Origin of the sequence: Duganella sp. Root198D2, assembly GCF_001428585.1 — a bacterium.
Classification (GTDB): domain Bacteria; phylum Pseudomonadota; class Gammaproteobacteria; order Burkholderiales; family Burkholderiaceae_D; genus Rugamonas.
On record NZ_LMIC01000051.1, the window covers coordinates 1 to 19,771 of the forward strand.

A 19,771-nucleotide genomic window follows, 5' to 3' on the forward strand; every position below is an offset into this window, starting at 1 on the left:
GCGTTACGACGGCAAGCAATGGTGCGGCGATGAACTCTCAACTTGTCCTGGCTCAGTTAGAAGAATTCAATCGCACCGAAGATTTCGGCGTTACCTTGATGAATCCCGACGCAAAAAATTCAAGGAATTACTGCGTCTGAGTCTCGACAATTCAATGCCCGCAATGGGGCGGAAGCTGCCTTCCAGTTGACACGCAATGTCGGTTCAAGTCCGAGCTAGTACATCTGATATTCGCACTGCCGAAGCGACCATTCGCCCCTGGAAATCGCCCATTCGTCGGCTCGGCCAAGCGCGCAAGGCAGGTTGAAGTTAGCATCCAGATTTTTGAGGAGGCCTGGCAGTGAGGAAACTACCCGCAATTCTCTTCGCATCACTCTCCGTTCTGCAATCAACCTATGCGTTGGCCGAAACACCGCTCGAACAGCGCCTTGATGCTGCGCTGGCGCCGATGTTCAAGCCGAATTGGCCTGGCGCCACGGTAATCGTCACGCGCGACGGCAAGCCGGTTTTCCGCAAGGCCTACGGCTTGGCCAATGTGGCGGAGAACACGCCAATGCAGCCCGAAATGCAATTGCGCATTGGCTCCATCACCAAGCAGTTCACCGCCATCAGCATCCTGATGCTGGCGGAGCAGGGCAAGCTGTCGGTGACGGACGATGTGCGCAAGTTCCTGCCGGATTTTCCGGACAAGGGGAGCCGCATCACGATCGAACACTTGTTGCAGCACACCTCAGGCATCCCGAACTACACTGCGCTGAAAGCGTTTCGCGAGTTGCCGGATGAAGGCGTGACCCTCACCCAGGTGTTCGACGTCTTTGCCAGGGAGCCGCTGGACTTCGCGCCTGGCGAGCGTCACAGCTACAGCAATTCTGGCTATTTCCTGTTGGGACTCATCGTTGAGAAGTTGTCCGGCATGAAGTACCACGACTTCGTCGCGAAGAATATCTTCGATCCACTCGGCATGCAGGACACGGCGCACGAAGGTTTCGAGCGCAGCGCCAAGCGCCATATCAAGGGCCACCGCCTGAACGGGAAAGAAATCGTGGCGGTAAAGGACATCGACGTGACGCTGGCCTATTCGGCGGGCGCGCTGGTGACCACGGTGGACGACATGGCGCGCTGGGATGCTGCCGTCAGCTGCGGAAAATTGCTCAAGCCGGCCACCTGGGGGCAGGCCTTCACTGCCTGCCGCCTGCCAAAGGATGCACCCTGCAACTACGGCTACGGCTGGAATATCGGCACGCTGGCTGGCCACAAGATGATCCATCACGGCGGCTCGATCCCTGGGTTCACCGCGCAGGCCTTGCGCCTGCCGGACGACAAGGTGTTCGTCGCGGTACTCACCAACGGCAACGGCGGTGCCGTGAACACACCGGTCATTGCCTACAAGGCGGCGGGCATTGCGATCGGCCAGCCGTTCGCCGATTTCAAGCCGATTGCATTGGCGCCGGAAGCACTGGAAGCCTTCGTCGGCACTTATGTCAGCCCAGATAAGATGAAGCGTGTGGTGCGCCGCGACGGTGACAAGCTGGTCATGCAACGGGAGGGCCGCGAGGCAGCGCCGATCATGGCGCATGCGCCGGACAGCTTCTTCATGGAGGGATCGCTGGCGAGCCTGGAATTCCAGCGCGGCGCGGACGGCAAGGTCCGCAGCCTGCTGGTGCGCCAGCCTGGTGCAGACGAGACCGCACTGCGCCAGTAAAAAGAGGCCGCCAGCTTCACTACGAGCTGGCGGCCCGGACGTGCTCGCGGCTAGCGCGTCATGAGGGAGGCATAGGCCAGCGGTTTATCTGGCAGGTCCTCATCTTGATAAACAATACTGCCACTGACATAGCCCTGGTGCGATATGACGATGTTGAGGGTCATCGACCTGTCGACCGATTCAAACATGTTCTCACCGGTGGCTACAATTTCCCGTTCCGACTGCTTGCCAACCTGTGCATACAGGTGGTTGGCGATGCGGTTGATGTACATCTTCTTGCCGTTGGAAAGATAGTATTCACCCTTGTAGGCATGCAGGTCATCCGGCCAGATAAAGTATGGCTGGGGTTTGGCGGCCGGAACAATCACGCGGCCGACATCGGATTGTTGCTGCGCCAGGGCTTGCATGCAGCTTAGGGCAAGCCCCAGTATCGCAATGACTCTTTTCATGACGCCTCCTCGTTTCAGCGCGAGGCGAATTCCACCAGCACAGGTAGTGAGCCTGTGCGCAGACTGCTATCGACATACGCTACATTGCCGGTGATCTGGCCGTCCCAGGTGTATTTGATGTGGACGGAAAGCTTGCCGTCAGCCGCGCTGAATTTGCGCAAACCTGTGGCGATCAGTTCGTGCTTCGGTAGAGAGCCAATCTGGCCGTACATCCTGGCGCCTTGCCTGGTGAGATACAAGGTCTTGCCGTTGGCGAGCTGGTAGTCGCCGATATATTCAAGGATTTCGTCGGGCCACAAAGTAAGTGGCTTCACGTCCTTCTGGGCAGGCACCACAACTGTTTCGACCGAGGTCTGGCTTTGGGCTGGGACGCTAAAGGCGAAGAGACCCAGGCCGCACGCGAGCAATAGGCGTTTCACGATAGCCTCCCATTGGCTCAGCGCGATGCAAACCGGATGCTGATCACCTTCGGTTCGAGGCCAGCCATTGGCTGCGATTCGTCGATATAGTTCAAGCTGCCGCTGACGGAATCGTCATTTGCCCACACGAGTTCCATCCACATCTTGCCGTCGAGTGCCTGGAATTTGCCGCTGCCGGCGCGGGTGATCTCGTGTTCGTTCTGTTCGTCGACACGCGCATACAGCCGCGTGGCTTTGCGAATCAGGTAAAGCGTTTTGCCGTTGGAGAGATCATATGCGCCTTTGTATTTGCCAAATTCATCAGGCGACATATAGACGCGTTGAACCTCTTTCGAGGCGGGAATCAAAACTTTTTGATCGGAGCTCTGTGCGTACGCCGAAATGGCGAGCGCGAACAGGCAGCCGGTAGCCACAAACCGCTTCATGATTGCCTCCATTTTTTTGGTGTGGCCAGGTCTCTAAAATTGCCTGGCTCTTTCAATATAGCGCCCGATCGGGCTGGTTGCTACCCCGGCGTCATCTCGGCTCGTGGCCGCGGTGCGCAGGCTATGCCTCGCGCTGTGGGGCGAGGCTATTGAGAGGTTGGGTGCCAGTTCTAATTGTTGTCTGGCACTATCCAATATAGCCCTGGCGGAGGACGACGGAACATCAATATTTTGATGAAACCATCTGTGGCGATACCCTGTGCATATGCCCCATCAGCGCTGGTAGGTAACGCGATACACCTTGTGCGCGTGGTCGTCGGAAACCAGTATCGAACCATCCGGCATCACCGCGATATCGACTGGACGGCCGCTCACCTGTTCGTTCTGCAGGAAGCCGTCGATGAAGGCGGTATCGCTGACCAGTTTATTGCCATGCAGGGTGACCAGCCGTACCTGGTAGCCAATCTTGTCAGGGCGATTCCAGGAGCCGTGTTCCGCGATGAGCAGCTGGTTGCGGTACGGTTCAGGGAACTGCGTGCCGGTATAGAAGGCCAGGCCCAGCGGCGCCACGTGCGGGCCAAGCGCCGCGACGGGCGCGACGTAGGCGTCGCAGCTCTTGCCCTGGCCGAATTGCGGATCAGGCAGTACGCCGCCATGGCAGTACGGGAAGCCGAAGTGCATGCCTGCTTTCGGGGCCACATTCAGTTCGCAGGAAGGCATGTTGTCGCCCATTTCGTCGCGGCCGTTATCGGTGAACCACAGTTCCTTCGTGACCGGATGCCAGGTGAAGCCGACCGTGTTACGTACACCGCGCGCGTACAGTTCCCAGTTGCTGCCGTCCGGGTTCATGCGCCAGATCTTGGAGTGGGCCTCGTCTTCCTTGTCGCACACATTGCAGGGGGCACCGATCGGGATGTACAGCTTGCCGTCCGGGCCGGCCTTGATGTATTTGGCGCCGTGCCAGGTTTCCGACGGCAGGTCGTTTTTGATGACTTTGTAGGCCGGCTTGCTGGCGTAGTTTTTTTCGATGTCGTCGAACCTGATGATGCGCGAGATTTCGCCGACGTACAGCGCGCCATTCAGCAGGGCGACGCCGTTGGGATTGTTCAGGCCTTCGGCCACGGTGACCACCTTTTCAGCCACGCCGTCCTTGTTGGCATCGACCAGGGCGTAGACCTTGCCGGCTTTTTGCGAGCCGACGAAGACCAGGCCGCTGCTGGTCACTGCCAGTTCGCGTGCGCCTTCTACCTTGTCGGCGTAAACAGCGATCTGGAAACCTTTTGGCAGTTTTAGCGCAGGCAGGCGATTGGCCGGCGCGGCAGGCGTAGCGCCGGCGTCGGCGGCGGCGTTGCGGGCGGCTGCATTGGCCGGCAGCAGGTACTCGGCCAGCGCACTAACCTGCTTGCTGCTCAGTTGCTTGTCCCAGGCCGGCATGCCTTTGTCGAGCACGCCTTTGCCGATCACACGCACCAGGTTGGCTTTGGTCGGCTGGCCGTGCAGCCATGCGGCGTCGGCCAGGCTGGGGCCGGCGGCGCCTTCCAGGTCCTTGCCATGGCACTGGGCGCAGTTGGCCTGGTAGAGCCTATGGGCGGCAGTGAGGTCGGGCGCTGCGGATGCAGGAGGGGAGAGCAGGGCGGCGGCCAGGGCAGGGGTGGCCAGCGTCAGGACTTTGTTATTCATTGTTTTTCCCTCTGGAATGACGAAAAGGCAGGCGGATTATCCGCCTGTTCCCTGTATTTTGCATTTCGTCGCATATGGCGGGACGCTGCCGGGGACGGCCGATATGATGAAACCATCGAAAAAACAGTCATTCGGGGAGCGCAAAATGAAAATCGCTAGAAACATGGAAACTATCTTCCTGGCCACCCTCCTGATCCTTGGTGGTATTAATATGGCAACCATACTTGCCACCAGCGCGCTCCCTGAGATGCCCTTTGTCCTCGCGGCAGCCAATCTGTGACAATGCGCTGATGACTTACCAAGGAAACATGATGAAGAAACCATTCCAGATTGGCTTGCTGTTCACCGCGCTGTGTCTGTTCCTGGGCCTGGCCCGGGCCGACGATACGACGACGGAGACGCGGGCGATCGATGCGCGCGTGGTGCGCGTCAAGCTCGACGGCGTGATCGACCTCAAGCTGCGCCGCGGCGATACGCCGGCGCTCAACATCACCACCGACAAGCGCTACGTCAGCAAAGTGACGGCCGTGCAGACCGGCGACACGCTCTACCTCGATACGGAGAGCCGCGGCGTCAAGCTGAAATCCGCGGCAGTGAAGGTGGAGCTGGTGCTGCCGCAGTTGCGTGAACTGGTGTCGGATGGCGTGGGCAGTACGGAGGTCAGCGGTTTCAGCGGCGAGAACATCGACCTCACCCTGGATGGTGCGGGCAGCATGAAGGTGGTGTGCGATTACAAGAAACTGAAGGCCAACCTGGGCGGCGTGGGCAGCATGCATGTGTGGGTGACGGAAAACGAAAATGTCGATCTCGACCTGCAGGGCGCGGGCTATATCACCATTGGCGGGCGGAGCAAGAACCTGAAGGCGACGCTGGGTGGCCTGGGCGGCTTGAACGCGCAGCAGTTCAAGGCGGAGGACGTCAGCCTGGACTTGAGCGGCTTGGGCAACGCGACCATCAACGCATCCAATAACGCCAACCTGAATTTGAGCGGACTGGGGTCTGTGACCGTGTACGGCAAGCCGACCACCCGCAATGTCAGCGTCGACGGCCTGGGCAAGGTGAGCTGGAAGTAAGAGACATTCTGCAGTGCATAAAAAGAGATAAATCTAAAGCACCATGAAAAAACTACGAGGCGTGTTAATCGCGCTCAGCATCGCACTTGGGCTACAGGCCAGTGCGCATGCCGGGTTCGCGGAAGGGGCTACGGCGTATAACAACAAGAATTATGCGCTGGCCTACAAGGAGATCCTGCCGCTGGCCAAGGCGGGTAATACGGATGCCGAGCATTTGCTTGGCTTGATGTATTACATGGGCCGTGGCGTGCCGCAGGACTACAAGCAGGCGCTGACCTGGCATCGCAAAGCTGCCCTCAAGGGCAAGTCGGATGCGCAGTATGTGGTCGGGGCCATGTACTACACGGGCAATGCGGTGATCCAGGACCATAAGGAGGCGGTGACCTGGTTCCGCAAGGCGGCGGAGCAGGGGCATCCGGATGCGCAGCAGGTCCTGGGGCTGATGTACCGTTATCACATTGGCGGCATGCCGCAGGATAATGTGATTGCGTATATGTTGTGGAACCTGGCAGCGGCAGGCGGGTCGGCCAATGCGGTGGAGCAGCGCTCGGCGGTGGCGCGCGGGATGACGCAGGAGCAGATCGAGGAAGGGCAGGCGTTGTCGTCGGGGTGGCGGCGCAACACGCCGTTGCCGCGGTCGTCGCGCACTGGCGGCGGCTGAGCCCCGGTCTGCTCGCCTGCCGCGGGCTGGGTTCTGGGCTTTTGATTTTCGGCGAAGATCAACATCGCACAACCAACACCGCAAACCTTTGAGCAGGCAGTGTCTGACCCTTGGGTCAGACACTGGTTTAACGGTTTTGTTATAATCCGCCCCGTCATTGGGGAGTAGCCTCTCCTCCACCTCCGGAGGAGGCATATGTCAACACACTTGGCCCACAGGCCATGGCATATGCGGTCCCATACTTGGCAAGACCTTTGACCACAGCGCCGCCGATTTTAGGCCGGGGGCGTGCTGTGGTCATTCGTCCGTGCCCGGCCTGGATTAAAACAATGGATTCCCTCCTCGTCTCAACCGGTGTAGTTGCGCTGGCCGAAATCGGCGACAAGACCCAGCTGCTGGCCTTCCTGCTTGCCGCCCGCTTCAAAAAGCCGCTGCCGATCATCGCCGGCATCTTCATTGCCACCATTTTCAACCACGGCCTGGCCGGCGCGCTTGGCGCCTGGATCACCTCCCTGCTCACGCCCGAAGTGCTGCGCTGGGTGCTGGGCCTGTCCTTCCTCGGCATGGCCGCCTGGACCCTGGTGCCGGACAAGATCGAGGACGATGAAACCAATATCGCCGGCCGTTTCGGCGTCTTCGGCGCTACCCTGGTCACCTTCTTCCTGGCCGAGATGGGCGACAAGACGCAGGTCGCCACCGTGGCCATGGCCGCCCACTACCCGGACCCGCTGATGGTGGTGGCCGGCACCACGCTCGGCATGCTGATCGCCGACGTGCCGGCGGTTTTCGCGGGCGATAAACTGGCCGCGAAAATTCCCCTCAAGCTGGTGCACGGCATCGCCGCCGCCATGTTCGCGGCCCTTGGCCTGGCGACCCTGCTCGGCATGGGCGCCCGCTTCGGGCTGTAAGCGCTACAATCGCCTCTTTCCCCCGGAGGTGATGCCATGATGCGTGCGATCGAAATCCAGAAACCCGGCGCGGCCGATGTGCTGCGTTTGTGCGAGCGCCCGCTGCCGGTGGCGAAGGAGGGCGAGCTGCGCATCCGCGTGCACGCGGCCGGCATCAACCGGCCGGACGTGTTCCAGCGCATGGGCAGCTACGCGCCGCCGCCTGGCGCCACCGATATCCCAGGCCTGGAAGTGGCGGGGGAGATCGTCGATGGCGACCTGGCTGCCAGCGGATTCAAGATCGGCGACATGGTGTGCGCCCTGGTGCAGGGCGGCGGCTACGCGGAATACGTGACGGCTCCCGTGGAGCAGGTGCTGCCGGTGCCGCGCGGCCTGTCGCCGCTGGAGGCAGCCTCGCTGCCGGAGACTTTCTTCACCGTCTGGAGCAACGTCTTCGACCGCGCCGGGCTGGGCCGGGGCGAGACCCTGCTGGTGCAGGGCGGGACCTCGGGCATTGGCGTGACGGCGATCCAGCTCGCGCGGGCGCTTGGCCACCGCGTGTTCGCCACGGCGGGCAGCGATGAGAAGGCGCGGGCGTGCGAAGCGCTGGGGGCGGCGCGCGGCATCAATTACCGCACCGAGGATTTCGCGGCGGTAGTGCGCGAACTGACCGGCGATACCGGCGTCGACGTGATCCTCGACATGGTGGGCGGCGACTACCTGCCGCGCGAGATCAGTTGCCTGGCCGATGATGGCCGCATTGCCATCATCGCGCTGCTGGGCGGTGCCAAGGGCACGCTGGACATGGGGCAGGTGCTGAAGCGCCGCCTGACCATTACCGGCTCCACGCTGCGTCCGCGCTCGGTCGCCTTCAAGGGCGCCATCGCGCGCCAGCTGCGCGAAAAAGCCTGGCCGCTGATCGAGGCAGGCGATATCAAGCCTGTCATTTATGAGAGCTTCCCGCTGGAGCAGGCCGCCAAGGCGCATGCGCTGATGGAGAGCAGCAACCATGTGGGCAAGATCATGCTGCAGGTAATTTAAGGCCCGTCAATCGAAGGCGGAGGCAACTGCCGCCGCCAGCCAGCCAAGGAATATCGTGGCGGCGGCGAGGATGCTCATCAAGAGCCAATAAATGCCGCCGGCATAGCCGGCCTGCGGCAGCTTGATCATGCCGAACATGGCCCCGGTTGCCGCAAGCGGCAGCAGGAGCAGGGCGCCTACCAGGTAATGGCGAAATTCGCGCTTGCCTGGCCCGTGGCGCCGGTCCATGCAAAGCTGTGCCAGTAATGCCCATGCAAGGATCAGGGTGCAGACGGTCGCCAGCAGGGCGAGGCTGCCGGACCCGTTGTCAGCAGCCAACGCTATTGCGCCGGCAATAATGGAGAGCGGCAGTGCCAGGGTAAAGCCGAAAGAGATGTCAAAAATATTATTTTTCATAGGGCGCGGAGTCTAGCGTTTGACCCGACTTTAAGGCGCACGCTACAATTACGGGTTATTAAAAATTAAGCTACTATGCGCCGCAAACTCGTCATCGGTAACTGGAAAATGAACGGCAGCCTTGCCGCCAACACTACCCTGTTGGCAGGTATCAAGGCTGGCCTGGGTGATGCAAAGGCCGATACCGCGGTCTGCGTCCCAGCCCCGTATCTGGCACAATGTCAGGCTGAACTCACCGGCAGCGCGCTTGCCTGGGGTTCGCAGGATGTGTCCGCCCATGCGTCGGGCGCCTTCACGGGCGAGATCTCGGCAGCGATGCTGCTCGATTTCGGCAGCAAATTCGCCCTCGTCGGTCACTCCGAGCGCCGCTCCTATCACAAGGAAAGCAGCGCCCTGGTCGCCCAGAAGGCGCTGGCTGCCGTGAACGCCGGCCTGGTGCCGGTGGTTTGCGTCGGCGAGACGCTGGACCAGCGCGATGCCGGCAAGACCGCCGATGTGGTGGGCGAGCAGCTGGATGCCGTGCTGGAGGTGCTGGGCGCCGGGCAGCTGGCAAAGATTGTGCTGGCGTACGAGCCCGTCTGGGCGATCGGCACCGGCAAGACCGCCACCCCGGAAATGGCGCAGGAAGTGCATGCACTGCTGCGCGCCCGGGTGGCGCAGAAGGATGCGGCGTCTGCCGCCGGCATGCAGATCCTGTATGGCGGCAGCATGAAGCCGGACAACGCCAAGGAATTGTTGGCCCAGCCGGATATCGATGGCGGCCTGATTGGCGGTGCGGCACTGAAGGCGGCGGATTTCCTCGCCATCATCGCTGCTGCATAAGCAGGACAATTTTATTATTTAAGGAATAGCATGAACTCTTTGTTCAATCTGGTTATCGTAGTGCAGGTCATTTCCGCCGTGGCGATCATCGGCCTGGTATTGCTGCAGCATGGCAAGGGTGCCGATATGGGCGCGGCCTTCGGCTCGGGCGCTTCCGGCAGCCTGTTTGGCGCCTCCGGCTCCTCCAACTTCCTGTCGAAGTCGACCGCACTGGCGGCGGCGATTTTCTTCGGCGCCACCCTGGGCCTGTCGGTCCTGGCCAGCAAGGGCAATGTTTCGGCCGGCGCCGGCGTGATGGATAACGTCAAGGCTCCAGCAGCGGCACCTGCGCCAGTCGCCGGCGCGGCAGCGATCCCTTCCGCCGCTCCAGCGCCTGCTCCTGCTGCTCCAGCGGCTGCAACCCCGGCCCCGGTTGAGGCTCCAGCTGCATCCGCACCGGCTGCTTCGGCGCCTGCGGCAGCCGCTCCGGCTGCTTCGCCAGCGAAGTAAAACTGGCAACTTTGAACTTTTTGCCGTTTTTCTTCTTGATTGTGCGCAATGTGCATTAACAAAGCGACGATCACAGTGTAGAATAGCGGCCTATTGCCGACGTGGTGAAATTGGTAGACACGCTATCTTGAGGGGGTAGTGGCGCAAGCTGTACGAGTTCGAGTCTCGTCGTCGGCACCAAAAAAGATCAAAAGCCAGCAGGTCGTTTGAATCATAGATTCAGTGGCTTAGCTGGTTTTTTTACGAGGATGTGTCGTTTGATCCTGGTCTCAGCATTAAGTGATTGGGGTCGAGCGTATTTCAATAAAGCTGCTTACCCATCGTGAACCTCGAAAATTACTTCCCCGTCCTGTTGTTCCTTCTCGTCGGCATTGGTGTCGGCGTAGTCCCGCAAGTGCTGGGCCATATCCTTGGCCCGAACAAGCCTGATGCGGCCAAGCTTTCCCCATTCGAGTGCGGCTTCGAAGCTTTCGAAGACGCGCGCATGAAATTCGACGTGCGTTACTACCTCGTCGCAATTCTGTTCATTCTGTTCGACCTTGAAACTGCATTCTTCTTCCCATGGGGCGTCTCCATGCGTGAACTGGGCTGGCAGGGTTACGTGACGATGATGGTGTTCATCGCCGAATTCGTGGTCGGTTTTTGGTATATCTGGAAGAAAGGTGCCCTTGATTGGGAATAAGCCATGTCTATTGAAGGCGTATTTAACGAAGGCTTCATCACCACTACCTTTGATACGGTAATCAACTGGGCGCGTACGGGTTCGATGTACCCGATGACGTTCGGTCTGGCTTGCTGTGCAGTGGAGATGATGCATGCTGGTGCTGCCCGTTACGACCTGGAGCGTTTCGGTTTCATGTTCCGTCCGTCGCCACGTCAGTCCGACGTGATGATCGTGGCAGGCACCCTGTGCAACAAGATGGCCCCTGCGCTGCGCAAGGTCTACGACCAGATGCCGGATCCGCGCTGGGTGATCTCCATGGGTTCCTGCGCCAACGGCGGCGGCTACTACCACTACTCGTACTCCGTGGTGCGCGGTTGCGACCGTATCGTGCCGGTCGACGTGTACGTGCCGGGCTGCCCGCCGACTGCGGAAGCACTGCTGTACGGCATCCTGCAGCTGCATAACAAGATCAAGAAGACCAACACGATCGCGCGGTAAGACCTTATGAACACACATCTGCAAACACTGGTCTCCGCCCTCGAGCAAAAGCTGGGCGAGCGGGCCTCCATCGTCATCGCGCTGGGCGAAGTGACGATTACAGTCAAATCTGGGGACTACTACCAGGTAATGCAAGAGCTGCGCGACGACGCAGCTTTGCGTTTTGATACGCTGATCGACTTGTGCGGCGTTGACTACTCGACCTACGGTGAAGGCACCTGGGACGGCCTGCGCTTCGCAGCCGTGACCCACCTGCTGTCCGTGGAAAAAAACTGGCGCCTGCGCGTGCGCGTGTTCGCGTCGGACGAAGACTTGCCTATCGTGGCCTCCGTGACCACGATCTGGCGCGCCGCCAACTGGTTCGAGCGCGAAGCGTTCGACCTGTTCGGCATTATTTTCGAAGGCCACAACGACCTGCGCCGCATCCTGACCGACTATGGTTTCATCGGCCACCCATTCCGCAAGGACTTCCCAGTGTCGGGCTACGTTGAAATGCGCTATGACCAGGAACAGAAGCGCGTTGTCTATCAGCCTGTGACCATCGAGCCGCGCGAAAACGTGCCGCGCGTGATCCGCGAAGAAAACTACGGGAAGTAAGAAATGGCTGAAATTAAGAATTACACCCTGAACTTTGGTCCGCAGCACCCTGCAGCGCACGGCGTGCTGCGCCTGGTGCTGGAGCTGGACGGTGAAGTGATCCAGCGCGCCGATCCGCATATCGGCCTGCTGCACCGCGCTACCGAAAAGCTGGCCGAACAGAAGACCTACCTGCAATCCGTGCCTTACATGGATCGCCTGGACTACGTGTCCATGATGTCCAACGAGCACGCCTACGTGATGGCGATCGAGAAGCTGCTGGGCCTGGAAGTGCCGGTGCGCGCGCAGTACATCCGCGTGATGTTCGACGAAATCACCCGCCTGCTGAACCACCTGCTGTGGCTGGGCGCGCACGCGCTGGACGTGGGCGCAATGGGCCCGTTCCTGTACGCTTTCCGCGACCGCGAAGACCTGATGGACTGCTACGAAGCCGTTTCCGGCGCGCGTATGCACGCGGCCTACTACCGCCCGGGCGGCGTGTATCGCGACCTGCCGGACTCGATGCCGCAGTACAAGGCATCGCTGATCCGCAACGCGAAAGCGCTGGCCGAGCGTAACGAAAACCGCCAGGGTTCCCTGCTGGACTTCGTGGAAGACTTCACCAAGCGCTTCCCGACCTATGTCGACGAATACGAGACCCTGCTGACCGACAACCGTATCTGGAAACAGCGTACCGTCGGCGTGGGCGTGGTGTCGCCGGAAGATGCGAAGGCCATGGGCTTCACCGGCGCCATGCTGCGCGGCTCGGGCATCGCCTGGGACGTGCGCAAGAAGCAGCCGTACGAAGTCTATGACAAGATGGACTTCGACATCCCGATCGGCACCAACGGCGACTGCTACGACCGCTACCTGGTGCGTATCGAAGAGATGCGCCAGTCGAACAAGATCATCAAACAGTGCGTCGCATGGCTGAAAGCCAATCCAGGTCCTGTCATGACCAGCAACCGCAAGGTCGCTCCGCCTAACCGCGTGGACATGAAGACCAATATGGAATCGCTGATCCACCACTTCAAGCTGTTCACCGAAGGCTTCCACGTGCCGCCGGGCGAAGCGTACAGCGCGGTGGAACACCCGAAAGGCGAATTCGGCATCTACCTGATCTCCGATGGCGCCAACAAGCCATACCGTATGAAGATCCGTGCACCGGGCTTTGCCCACCTGCAGGGGCTGGACGAAATGTCGCGCGGCCACATGATCGCCGACGCCGTGACCATCATCGGTACCCAGGACATCGTTTTCGGTGAAATCGACCGCTAAGGGCAAGAAATGCTGTTATCCCAAGAATGCTATAAAAAAATCGACCGCGAGTTGGCCAAGTATCCGGCCGACCAGCGCCAGTCGGCCGTGATGGCCTCGCTGGCCCACGCCCAGGTTGAACTGGGCTGGCTGTCGCCAGAAACCATGAAGGAAATCGCGGACTACATCCGCATGCCGGCCATCGCCGTGCAGGAAGTTGCGACTTTCTACAATATGTACAACCTGAAGCCGGTCGGCAAGCACAAGATCACCGTGTGCACCAACCTGCCTTGCGCACTGTCGGGCGGCGTGAAAGCTGCCGAGCACCTGAAGGCCAAACTGGGCATCGACTTCCGCGGCACCACCGAAGACGGTGCGTTCACGCTGATGGAAGGGGAGTGCATGGGCGCCTGCGGCGACGCACCGGTACTGCTGGTCAATAACCACCGCATGTGTTCCCACATGAGCAACGACAAACTGGACTCATTGATAAATGAGCTGAACCACGGAGTGGCGGAATGACCTCCCTGCACGATCGACACATCAATCCGCTGATCCTGAAGGATCTGAACGGCGACAACTGGCGCCTGGCCGACTACGTCAAACGCGGTGGTTACTCCGCGCTGCGCCGCATCATCGAAGAGAAGATCGCGCCGGAAGCGATCATCGCCGATTTGAAGACCTCCGGCCTGCGCGGCCGCGGCGGTGCGGGTTTCCCGACCGGCCTGAAATGGTCCTTCATGCCGCGCCAGTTCCCTGGCCAGAAATACCTCGTCTGCAACACCGACGAAGGCGAACCGGGTACGTTCAAGGACCGCGACATCATTCGCTACAATCCGCATTCGCTGATCGAAGGCATGGCCATCGGCGCCTACGCGATGGGCATCACCGTGGGCTACAACTACATCCACGGCGAGATCTTCCAGGACTACCTGCGCTTTGAAGAAGCGCTGGAAGAGGCGCGTGCCGCCGGCTTCCTGGGCGACAAGATCATGGGTTCGGACTTCAGCTTCCAGCTGCACGCCCACCATGGCTACGGTGCCTACATCTGCGGCGAAGAAACCGCGCTGCTGGAATCGCTGGAAGGCAAGAAAGGCCAGCCGCGCTTCAAGCCGCCTTTCCCGGCGTCGTTCGGCCTGTACGGCAAGCCGACCACCATCAACAACACCGAGACTTTCGCGGCCGTTCCGTTCATCCTGAACATCGGCGCCGAAAACTACCTCGGCCTGGGCAAGCCTAACAACGGCGGCACCAAGATCTTCTCGATCTCGGGCGACGTTGAGCGTCCAGGCAACTACGAAGTCCCGCTCGGCACGCCGTTTGCCAAGCTGATGGAACTGGCCGGCGGTATGCGCGGCGGCAAGAAGATCAAGGCCGTGATCCCTGGCGGTTCGTCCGCTCCGGTGATCCGCGGCGAGATCATGATGCAGACCGACCTCGATTACGATTCGATCGCCAAAGCCGGCTCCATGCTGGGTTCGGGCGCCGTGATCGTGATGGACGAGACGCGCTGCATGGTGAAAGCCCTGGAACGCCTGTCCTACTTCTACTTTGAAGAGTCGTGCGGCCAGTGCACCCCGTGCCGTGAAGGCACCGGCTGGATGTACCGCATGATCCACCGTATCGAGAACGGCCAGGGCCGTCCTTCGGACCTGGACATGCTGAATTCCATCGCCGACAACATCCAGGGCCGCACTATCTGCGCGCTGGGCGATGCTGCCGCTATGCCGGTCCGCGCCTTCGTCAAGCAGTTCCGCGAAGAATTTGAATATCACGTCGAACACAAGCACTGTCTGGTGCCTGTATCGGCTTACTAAGCTGCGATTATCATGGTTGAAATCGAAATTGACGGCAAAAAGGTAGAAGTCCCTGCGGGTAGCATGGTGATGGACGCCGCCAACAAGCTGGGTACCTACATCCCGCACTTCTGCTATCACAAGAAATTGTCGATCGCTGCAAACTGCCGTATGTGCCTGGTCGAAGTTGAGAAGGCGCCCAAGCCTTTGCCAGCATGCGCCACGCCGGTATCGGCTGGCATGATTGTGAAGTCCGCCTCCGACAAGGCTGTGCAAGCACAGAAGTCGGTGATGGAATTCCTGCTGATTAACCACCCGCTGGATTGCCCGATCTGCGACCAGGGCGGTGAGTGCCAGCTGCAGGACTTGGCCGTAGGTTACGGCAAGATGGAGTCCCGCTACGAAGAAGAGAAGCGCGTGGTGCCGCCGAAGGCCGGCAGCGCGCTGGTGGCGATGGAAGAAATGTCGCGCTGCATCCACTGCACCCGCTGCGTGCGCTTTGGCCAGGAAGTGGCCGGCGTGATGGAGCTGGGCATGCTGGGCCGCGGCGAGCATTCCGAGATCACCACCTTCGTGGGCGAAGCGGTGAGCTCCGAAATGTCGGGCAATATGATCGACCTGTGCCCGGTCGGCGCGCTGACCTCGCGTCCGTTCCGCTACAGCGCCCGTACCTGGGAATTGTCGCGCCGCAAATCGGTCTCCCCGCACGACTCCACCGGCGCCAACCTGATCGTGCAAGTGAAGCAGGGCTCCGTGAAGCGCGTGCTGCCATTCGAAAACGACGACGTCAACGAATGCTGGATTTCCGACAAGGACCGCTACTCCTACGAAGCGCTGGAAAGCGCCGAGCGCCTGGCCAAGCCAATGCTGAAGCAGGGCGGCGAATGGAAAGAAGTTGAATGGCAGGTCGCGCTGGAGTACGTGGCGCACGGCCTGAAGAACATCAAGCATGAACACGGCGCCGACTCGCTGGCCGCATACGCGACCGCGCATTCGACCGTGGAAGAGCTGACCCTGCTGAAGAAGCTGATGCACGGCGTAGGTTCGGAGAACGTCGACTTCCGCCTGCGCCAGTCCGACTTCGCGCTGGACGGCGAAGTGAAGCCGTGGCTGGGCATGCCGATCGCTGAACTGAGCACCCTGCAACGCGTGTTCGTGATCGGTTCCTTCCTGCGCAAGGACCATCCGCTGTTCGCAACCCGCATCCGTGCGGCCGTGAAAGCCGGCGGCAAGCTCTCCGTGCTGCATGGCTCGAACGACGAAAACCTGATCACCACCGCCAACAAGATCATCGCTGCGCCGACCGACTGGCTGGCCGCGCTGTCCGGCGTGGTTGCCGCCGTGGCGAAAGCCAAGGGCGTGGCCGCTCCGGCCGGCTTCGAAGGTATTGTCGCTTCCGCGACAGCCGATGCCGTCGCCGAATCGCTGATCGGCGGCGAGCGCAAGGCGGTCTTCCTGGGTAACGTCGCAGTGGCGCATCCGCAAGCGTCGAAGCTGCACGCCGCCGCGCAGTGGATCGCGGAGCAGACCGGCGCCAAGCTGGGCTACCTGACCGAAGCTGCCAACACCGTTGGCGGCTACCTGGTTGGCGCCACCGCGAAGAACGCTGCTCCAGCCTTCGCCGTGCAGAAGAAAGCCTACGTGCTGCTGAACGCCGAGCCGGAACTGGACGCTGCCAACCCGCAGGCTGCCAAGACCGCGCTGAACGCCGCCGACATGGTGGTCGTGATGTCGGCCTTCAAGCATGGCATGGACTATGCCGACGTGCTGCTGCCGGTCGCTCCGTTTGCCGAGACTTCCGGTTCCTTCGTCAACGCCGAAGGCCGCCTGCAGTCCTTCAACGGCACCGTCAAGCCGATGGGCGATGCCCGTCCGGCCTGGAAAGTGCTGCGCGTCCTGGGCAACATCCTGGGCCTGGGCGGTTTCGACTACGAAACTTCGGAATCGATCCGCGACGAACTGTTCGAAAAGGGCGCCTCCGACCTGTCCGCCAAGCTGTCGAACGTGTCGCGCAAGGCTGCAGTTGCCGGCGTGCCGTTCACGGCAACCGGCTTGCAGCGCCTGGCCGACGTGCCGATCTACTTCGCTGACGCCATGGCGCGCCGCTCCGGCCCGCTGCAGGCGACTAGCGACGCTGCCGCGCCTAAAGCCTACCTGTCTACTGCCACCGCGCAGCAGATCGGCGTGAAGGCCGGCGACAAGGTTGAAGTCAAGCAGGGTTCCGGCTTTGCGATCCTGGAAGCCACCATCGACGCCGGCCTGCCAGCGAACGTGGTGCGCGTGTCCGCCGCCCATGCATCGACTTCGATGCTGGGCGCGATGTTCGGTGACATCACCGTTGCTAAAGCAGGGGAGGGCAAATAATGGCTCTGCCAGAAATGATTGATTCGATTAAGGTAATGGGCGAGGCCAACCTCGGCACCTTCTGGCCGTTCGTCTGGACCATGGCCAAGATCCTGTGCGTGACCCTGCCCCTGATGGGCCTGGTCGCCTACCTGACCCTGTGGGAGCGTAAGCTCCTCGGCTGGATCCAGATCCGTATCGGCCCGAACCGCGTGGGCCCGAACGGCCTGCTGCAGCCGATCGCCGACGCACTGAAACTGCTGTTCAAAGAGATCATCGTCCCGACCAAGTCGAACAAGTCCCTGTTCTTCATCGGTCCTGTGATGACCATCATGCCGGCTCTGGCTTGCTGGGCGGTGGTGCCGTTCGCCCCGGGCGCTGCCCTGGCCGACGTCAACGCCGGCCTGCTGCTGATCATGGCAATCGCCTCGATGGAGGTGTACGGCATCATCATCGCCGGCTGGTCCGCCAACTCGAAGTACTCCTTCATGGGCGCGATGCGCGCATCGGCGCAGATGGTGTCCTACGAAATCGCCATGGGCTTCGCCCTGGTGATCGTGCTGATGGTTTCCGGGTCGCTGAACCTGTCGGAAATCGTGGCCGGCCAGCAGAAGGGCACCATGGCATCCATGGGCCTGAACCTGCTGTCGTGGAACTGGCTGCCGCTGCTGCCGATCTTCGTCGTGTACCTGGTGTCCGGCCTGGCCGAATGCAACCGTCACCCGTTCGACGTGGTGGAAGGCGAATCCGAGATTGTCGGCGGCCACATGGTCGAATACGGCGGCATGGCTTACGCCATGTTCTTCCTGGCGGAATACGCCAACATGATCCTGATCTCGCTGCTGGCGTCGATCATGTTCCTGGGTGGCTGGTCCGCCCCGATCGCAGCGCTGGAATTCGGCGGCGTGTTCGGCGGCTTCTTCTGGCTGTTCATCAAGACCTTCTTCATCGTATCGCTGTTCATCTGGACGCGCGGCACCTTCCCGCGTTACCGCTATGACCAGATCATGCGTTTGGGCTGGAAAGTGTTCATCCCGCTGACCCTGGCATACCTGGTGTTCGTGGCGACGTGGATGCAGACCTCCTGGAATATTTGGAAGTAAGAGAGCGAATACAGAATGGACCGATTGAAAGATTTCTTCGGCAGCTTCTTGCTGACCGAACTGTTCAAGGGGATGGCGCTGACTGGCAAATACATGTTTGCCAAGAAGATCACCGTCCAGTTCCCTGAAGAGAAAACCCCGATCTCGCCGCGTTTCCGCGGCCTGCACGCCCTGCGCCGCTACCCGAACGGCGAAGAGCGCTGCATCGCCTGCAAACTGTGCGAAGCAGTTTGCCCGGCGATGGCGATCACCATCGAGTCGGAGCAGCGTGACGACGGCAGCCGCCGTACCACGCGCTACGACATCGACCTGACCAAGTGCATCTTCTGCGGCTTCTGCGAAGAATCCTGCCCGGTGGACTCGATTGTCGAGACGCACGTACTGGAATACCACGGCGAAAAACGCGGTGACCTGTACTACACCAAAGAGATGCTGCTGGCCGTAGGCGACCGCTACGAAGCGGAAATCGCGGCTAACCGCGCGGCTGATGCCAAGTACCGCTGATCGCCGAGGCTAATAAAATGAACTTCACTTCTATTTTGTTCTACGTGTTCGCTGCCATCCTGGTGCTGGCATCGCTGCGCGTGATTACCGCCCGCAACCCGGTGCAAGCAGCGCTGTTCCTGGTGCTGGCCTTCTTCCAGGCGGCCGGCATCTGGATGCTGCTGAAAGCGGAATTCCTGTCCATCGTGCTGGTGCTGGTGTACGTCGGCGCCGTCATGGTCCTGTTCCTGTTCGTCGTCATGATGATCGACATCGACATGGACAAGCTGCGCGCGGGCTTCTGGAATTACCTGCCGATCGCTTCCATCGTCGGCGGCGTGATCGTGCTGGAAATGGCTGCCGTGATCTGGCGCTCGTTCCCGTCCACCGGCACCGCTGTGCCTGAGGCGGCCAACAGCATCGGCCAGACCAAGGCGCTGGGCCTGAAGATCTACACCGAGTACGTCTACGCGTTTGAAATCGCGGCGGTGGTGCTGCTGGTGGCAATCGTTGCCGCCGTCGCCCTGACCCTGCGCAAGCGCAAAGACACCAAGGCTATCGACCCGGGCGTCGCCGTCCGCGTCAAGCGCAATGACCGCCTGAAGATCGTGAAGATGGACGCTGTCGTCCACGCTCCGGTCGCAGCTGCGGAAACGAAGGAGGCACCATGACTTTATCCCTGGCTCATTACCTGGTCCTGGGCGCGATCCTGTTCGCGATCTCGATCGTCGGTATTTTCCTGAACCGCAAGAACGTCATCGTCCTGCTGATGGCCATCGAACTGATGCTGCTGGCAGTGAACATGAACTTCATCGCGTTCTCGCACTACCTGGGCGACGCGGCCGGGCAGATCTTCGTCTTCTTCATCCTGACCGTGGCGGCTGCCGAATCGGCAATCGGCCTTGCGATCCTGGTGGTGATGTTCCGTAACCTGGACACCATCAACGTGGAAGACCTGGACAGCCTCAAAGGCTAAGTTAAAACCTCGAAAAATAGATAAGGTAAAT

At 60.7% G+C, this 19,771-nt stretch carries 24 protein-coding genes, 1 tRNA gene and 1 riboswitch; of the genes, 20 read left to right on the forward strand and 5 right to left on the reverse strand.

What is annotated here, in order from left to right; translation table 11 throughout:
* The first annotated feature begins 340 nt into the window (after positions 1-340).
* Positions 341-1,702 (forward strand): serine hydrolase, encoded by a 1,362-nt coding sequence (locus ASE26_RS28260; protein ID WP_156398153.1) that lies wholly within the window; start codon positions 341-343, stop codon positions 1,700-1,702.
* Positions 1,703-1,752: 50 nt separating this feature from the next.
* Here the strand turns inward: ASE26_RS28260 and ASE26_RS28265 are convergent, their stop codons facing one another.
* The 4 genes from ASE26_RS28265 to ASE26_RS28280 form a co-directional block, all read right to left on the reverse strand.
* The gene (locus ASE26_RS28265) at positions 1,753-2,151 is read right to left on the reverse strand and encodes a hypothetical protein (RefSeq protein WP_156398154.1); all 399 of its coding nucleotides are present in this window, start codon (positions 2,149-2,151) and stop codon (positions 1,753-1,755) included.
* 14 nt (positions 2,152-2,165) lie between these two features.
* Complete coding sequence (locus ASE26_RS28270; RefSeq protein ID WP_156398155.1) at positions 2,166-2,570, reverse strand: hypothetical protein; 405 nt, start codon at positions 2,568-2,570, stop codon at positions 2,166-2,168.
* 17 nt (positions 2,571-2,587) lie between these two features.
* Complete coding sequence (locus ASE26_RS28275; protein ID WP_055935633.1) at positions 2,588-3,007, reverse strand: hypothetical protein; 420 nt, start codon at positions 3,005-3,007, stop codon at positions 2,588-2,590.
* 261 nt (positions 3,008-3,268) lie between these two features.
* Positions 3,269-4,675, reverse strand: coding sequence for a c-type cytochrome (locus ASE26_RS28280; RefSeq protein WP_055935636.1), 1,407 nt, complete (start codon positions 4,673-4,675; stop codon positions 3,269-3,271).
* A 103-nt stretch (positions 4,676-4,778) separates the two neighbouring features.
* On the opposite strand from ASE26_RS28280, the gene ASE26_RS28285 reads away from it, so the two are divergent.
* From ASE26_RS28285 to ASE26_RS28305, 5 genes are all read left to right on the forward strand, one after another.
* Positions 4,779-4,955, forward strand: a complete 177-nt coding sequence (locus ASE26_RS28285; RefSeq protein ID WP_156398156.1) for a hypothetical protein — start codon at positions 4,779-4,781, stop codon at positions 4,953-4,955.
* A gap of 28 nt (positions 4,956-4,983) precedes the next feature.
* On the forward strand, positions 4,984-5,748 hold the full coding sequence (locus tag ASE26_RS28290; protein WP_229207262.1) for a GIN domain-containing protein: 765 nt from the start codon (positions 4,984-4,986) through the stop codon (positions 5,746-5,748).
* A gap of 43 nt (positions 5,749-5,791) precedes the next feature.
* Positions 5,792-6,409, forward strand: coding sequence for a tetratricopeptide repeat protein (locus ASE26_RS28295; RefSeq protein ID WP_055935646.1), 618 nt, complete (start codon positions 5,792-5,794; stop codon positions 6,407-6,409).
* A 147-nt stretch (positions 6,410-6,556) separates the two neighbouring features.
* Positions 6,557-6,732, forward strand: a riboswitch (yybP-ykoY riboswitch).
* Positions 6,733-6,738: 6 nt separating this feature from the next.
* Positions 6,739-7,317 carry a TMEM165/GDT1 family protein gene (locus ASE26_RS28300; protein ID WP_055935649.1) on the forward strand — a complete coding sequence of 193 codons (579 nt, stop codon included), beginning with the start codon at positions 6,739-6,741 and terminating at the stop codon, positions 7,315-7,317.
* Between the two features lie 39 nt (positions 7,318-7,356).
* Positions 7,357-8,337: an NAD(P)H-quinone oxidoreductase gene (locus ASE26_RS28305; RefSeq protein ID WP_055936399.1), complete on the forward strand. Its 981-nt coding sequence runs from the start codon at positions 7,357-7,359 to the stop codon at positions 8,335-8,337.
* A gap of 6 nt (positions 8,338-8,343) precedes the next feature.
* Here ASE26_RS28305 and ASE26_RS28310 read toward each other — a convergent pair whose 3' ends face one another.
* A complete protein-coding gene (locus ASE26_RS28310; protein WP_055935652.1) occupies positions 8,344-8,733 on the reverse strand; it encodes a hypothetical protein in 390 nt (129 codons plus the stop codon).
* Positions 8,734-8,808: 75 nt separating this feature from the next.
* On the opposite strand from ASE26_RS28310, the gene tpiA reads away from it, so the two are divergent.
* The 14 genes from tpiA to nuoK all read left to right on the forward strand — a co-directional run bounded on the left by tpiA (position 8,809) and on the right by nuoK (position 19,740).
* The gene (tpiA, locus tag ASE26_RS28315) at positions 8,809-9,555 is read left to right on the forward strand and encodes a triose-phosphate isomerase (RefSeq protein WP_055935655.1); all 747 of its coding nucleotides are present in this window, start codon (positions 8,809-8,811) and stop codon (positions 9,553-9,555) included.
* A 30-nt stretch (positions 9,556-9,585) separates the two neighbouring features.
* Positions 9,586-10,044: a preprotein translocase subunit SecG gene (gene secG / locus ASE26_RS28320; RefSeq protein WP_055935658.1), complete on the forward strand. Its 459-nt coding sequence runs from the start codon at positions 9,586-9,588 to the stop codon at positions 10,042-10,044.
* Positions 10,045-10,139: 95 nt separating this feature from the next.
* A tRNA-Leu gene (locus tag ASE26_RS28325) sits at positions 10,140-10,224 on the forward strand.
* Between the two features lie 142 nt (positions 10,225-10,366).
* Positions 10,367-10,726, forward strand: a complete 360-nt coding sequence (locus ASE26_RS28330) for an NADH-quinone oxidoreductase subunit A (RefSeq protein ID WP_028104279.1) — start codon at positions 10,367-10,369, stop codon at positions 10,724-10,726.
* 3 nt (positions 10,727-10,729) lie between these two features.
* Complete coding sequence (locus tag ASE26_RS28335) at positions 10,730-11,206, forward strand: NADH-quinone oxidoreductase subunit B family protein (protein ID WP_028104278.1); 477 nt, start codon at positions 10,730-10,732, stop codon at positions 11,204-11,206.
* A gap of 6 nt (positions 11,207-11,212) precedes the next feature.
* Positions 11,213-11,803 carry an NADH-quinone oxidoreductase subunit C gene (locus tag ASE26_RS28340; protein ID WP_055935661.1) on the forward strand — a complete coding sequence of 197 codons (591 nt, stop codon included), beginning with the start codon at positions 11,213-11,215 and terminating at the stop codon, positions 11,801-11,803.
* A gap of 3 nt (positions 11,804-11,806) precedes the next feature.
* Entirely contained in the window at positions 11,807-13,060 is a 1,254-nt protein-coding gene (locus tag ASE26_RS28345; RefSeq protein WP_055935664.1) for an NADH-quinone oxidoreductase subunit D, read from the forward strand.
* 9 nt (positions 13,061-13,069) lie between these two features.
* Positions 13,070-13,561 carry an NADH-quinone oxidoreductase subunit NuoE gene (gene nuoE, locus ASE26_RS28350; protein ID WP_055935667.1) on the forward strand — a complete coding sequence of 164 codons (492 nt, stop codon included), beginning with the start codon at positions 13,070-13,072 and terminating at the stop codon, positions 13,559-13,561.
* Positions 13,558-14,856: an NADH-quinone oxidoreductase subunit NuoF gene (gene nuoF, locus ASE26_RS28355; protein WP_055935670.1), complete on the forward strand. Its 1,299-nt coding sequence runs from the start codon at positions 13,558-13,560 to the stop codon at positions 14,854-14,856. Before nuoE ends, nuoF begins: the two co-directional genes overlap by 4 nt.
* A 12-nt stretch (positions 14,857-14,868) precedes the next feature.
* A complete protein-coding gene (gene nuoG, locus ASE26_RS28360) occupies positions 14,869-17,199 on the forward strand; it encodes an NADH-quinone oxidoreductase subunit NuoG (RefSeq protein ID WP_057247351.1) in 2,331 nt (776 codons plus the stop codon).
* Positions 17,199-18,281 carry an NADH-quinone oxidoreductase subunit NuoH gene (nuoH, locus tag ASE26_RS28365; protein ID WP_055935677.1) on the forward strand — a complete coding sequence of 361 codons (1,083 nt, stop codon included), beginning with the start codon at positions 17,199-17,201 and terminating at the stop codon, positions 18,279-18,281. Before nuoG ends, nuoH begins: the two co-directional genes overlap by 1 nt.
* A 15-nt stretch (positions 18,282-18,296) precedes the next feature.
* Positions 18,297-18,785 carry an NADH-quinone oxidoreductase subunit NuoI gene (nuoI, locus tag ASE26_RS28370; protein ID WP_028104271.1) on the forward strand — a complete coding sequence of 163 codons (489 nt, stop codon included), beginning with the start codon at positions 18,297-18,299 and terminating at the stop codon, positions 18,783-18,785.
* A gap of 17 nt (positions 18,786-18,802) precedes the next feature.
* Positions 18,803-19,435, forward strand: a complete 633-nt coding sequence (locus ASE26_RS28375) for an NADH-quinone oxidoreductase subunit J (protein ID WP_055935680.1) — start codon at positions 18,803-18,805, stop codon at positions 19,433-19,435.
* Complete coding sequence (gene nuoK, locus ASE26_RS28380; RefSeq protein WP_028104269.1) at positions 19,432-19,740, forward strand: NADH-quinone oxidoreductase subunit NuoK; 309 nt, start codon at positions 19,432-19,434, stop codon at positions 19,738-19,740. Before ASE26_RS28375 ends, nuoK begins: the two co-directional genes overlap by 4 nt.
* The last annotated feature ends 31 nt before the right edge of the window (positions 19,741-19,771 follow it).

Bases quoted from the DNA above. Each gene is read 5' to 3' on its own strand.
- ASE26_RS28265 (WP_156398154.1), bottom strand. From the start codon at position 2,151: ATGAAAAGAGTCATTGCGATACTGGGGCTTGCCCTAAGCTGCATGCAA.
- ASE26_RS28275 (WP_055935633.1), bottom strand. From the start codon at position 3,007: ATGGAGGCAATCATGAAGCGGTTTGTGGCTACCGGCTGCCTGTTCGCG.
- ASE26_RS28280 (WP_055935636.1), bottom strand. From the start codon at position 4,675: ATGAATAACAAAGTCCTGACGCTGGCCACCCCTGCCCTGGCCGCCGCC.
- ASE26_RS28285 (WP_156398156.1), top strand. From the start codon at position 4,779: ATGATGAAACCATCGAAAAAACAGTCATTCGGGGAGCGCAAAATGAAA.
- ASE26_RS28290 (WP_229207262.1), top strand. From the start codon at position 4,984: ATGATGAAGAAACCATTCCAGATTGGCTTGCTGTTCACCGCGCTGTGT.
- ASE26_RS28295 (WP_055935646.1), top strand. From the start codon at position 5,792: ATGAAAAAACTACGAGGCGTGTTAATCGCGCTCAGCATCGCACTTGGG.
- ASE26_RS28300 (WP_055935649.1), top strand. From the start codon at position 6,739: ATGGATTCCCTCCTCGTCTCAACCGGTGTAGTTGCGCTGGCCGAAATC.
- ASE26_RS28305 (WP_055936399.1), top strand. From the start codon at position 7,357: ATGCGTGCGATCGAAATCCAGAAACCCGGCGCGGCCGATGTGCTGCGT.
- ASE26_RS28310 (WP_055935652.1), bottom strand. From the start codon at position 8,733: ATGAAAAATAATATTTTTGACATCTCTTTCGGCTTTACCCTGGCACTG.
- tpiA (WP_055935655.1), top strand. From the start codon at position 8,809: ATGCGCCGCAAACTCGTCATCGGTAACTGGAAAATGAACGGCAGCCTT.
- secG (WP_055935658.1), top strand. From the start codon at position 9,586: ATGAACTCTTTGTTCAATCTGGTTATCGTAGTGCAGGTCATTTCCGCC.
- ASE26_RS28335 (WP_028104278.1), top strand. From the start codon at position 10,730: ATGTCTATTGAAGGCGTATTTAACGAAGGCTTCATCACCACTACCTTT.
- ASE26_RS28340 (WP_055935661.1), top strand. From the start codon at position 11,213: ATGAACACACATCTGCAAACACTGGTCTCCGCCCTCGAGCAAAAGCTG.
- ASE26_RS28345 (WP_055935664.1), top strand. From the start codon at position 11,807: ATGGCTGAAATTAAGAATTACACCCTGAACTTTGGTCCGCAGCACCCT.
- nuoE (WP_055935667.1), top strand. From the start codon at position 13,070: ATGCTGTTATCCCAAGAATGCTATAAAAAAATCGACCGCGAGTTGGCC.
- nuoF (WP_055935670.1), top strand. From the start codon at position 13,558: ATGACCTCCCTGCACGATCGACACATCAATCCGCTGATCCTGAAGGAT.
- nuoG (WP_057247351.1), top strand. From the start codon at position 14,869: ATGGTTGAAATCGAAATTGACGGCAAAAAGGTAGAAGTCCCTGCGGGT.
- nuoH (WP_055935677.1), top strand. From the start codon at position 17,199: ATGGCTCTGCCAGAAATGATTGATTCGATTAAGGTAATGGGCGAGGCC.
- nuoI (WP_028104271.1), top strand. From the start codon at position 18,297: ATGGACCGATTGAAAGATTTCTTCGGCAGCTTCTTGCTGACCGAACTG.
- ASE26_RS28375 (WP_055935680.1), top strand. From the start codon at position 18,803: ATGAACTTCACTTCTATTTTGTTCTACGTGTTCGCTGCCATCCTGGTG.
- nuoK (WP_028104269.1), top strand. From the start codon at position 19,432: ATGACTTTATCCCTGGCTCATTACCTGGTCCTGGGCGCGATCCTGTTC.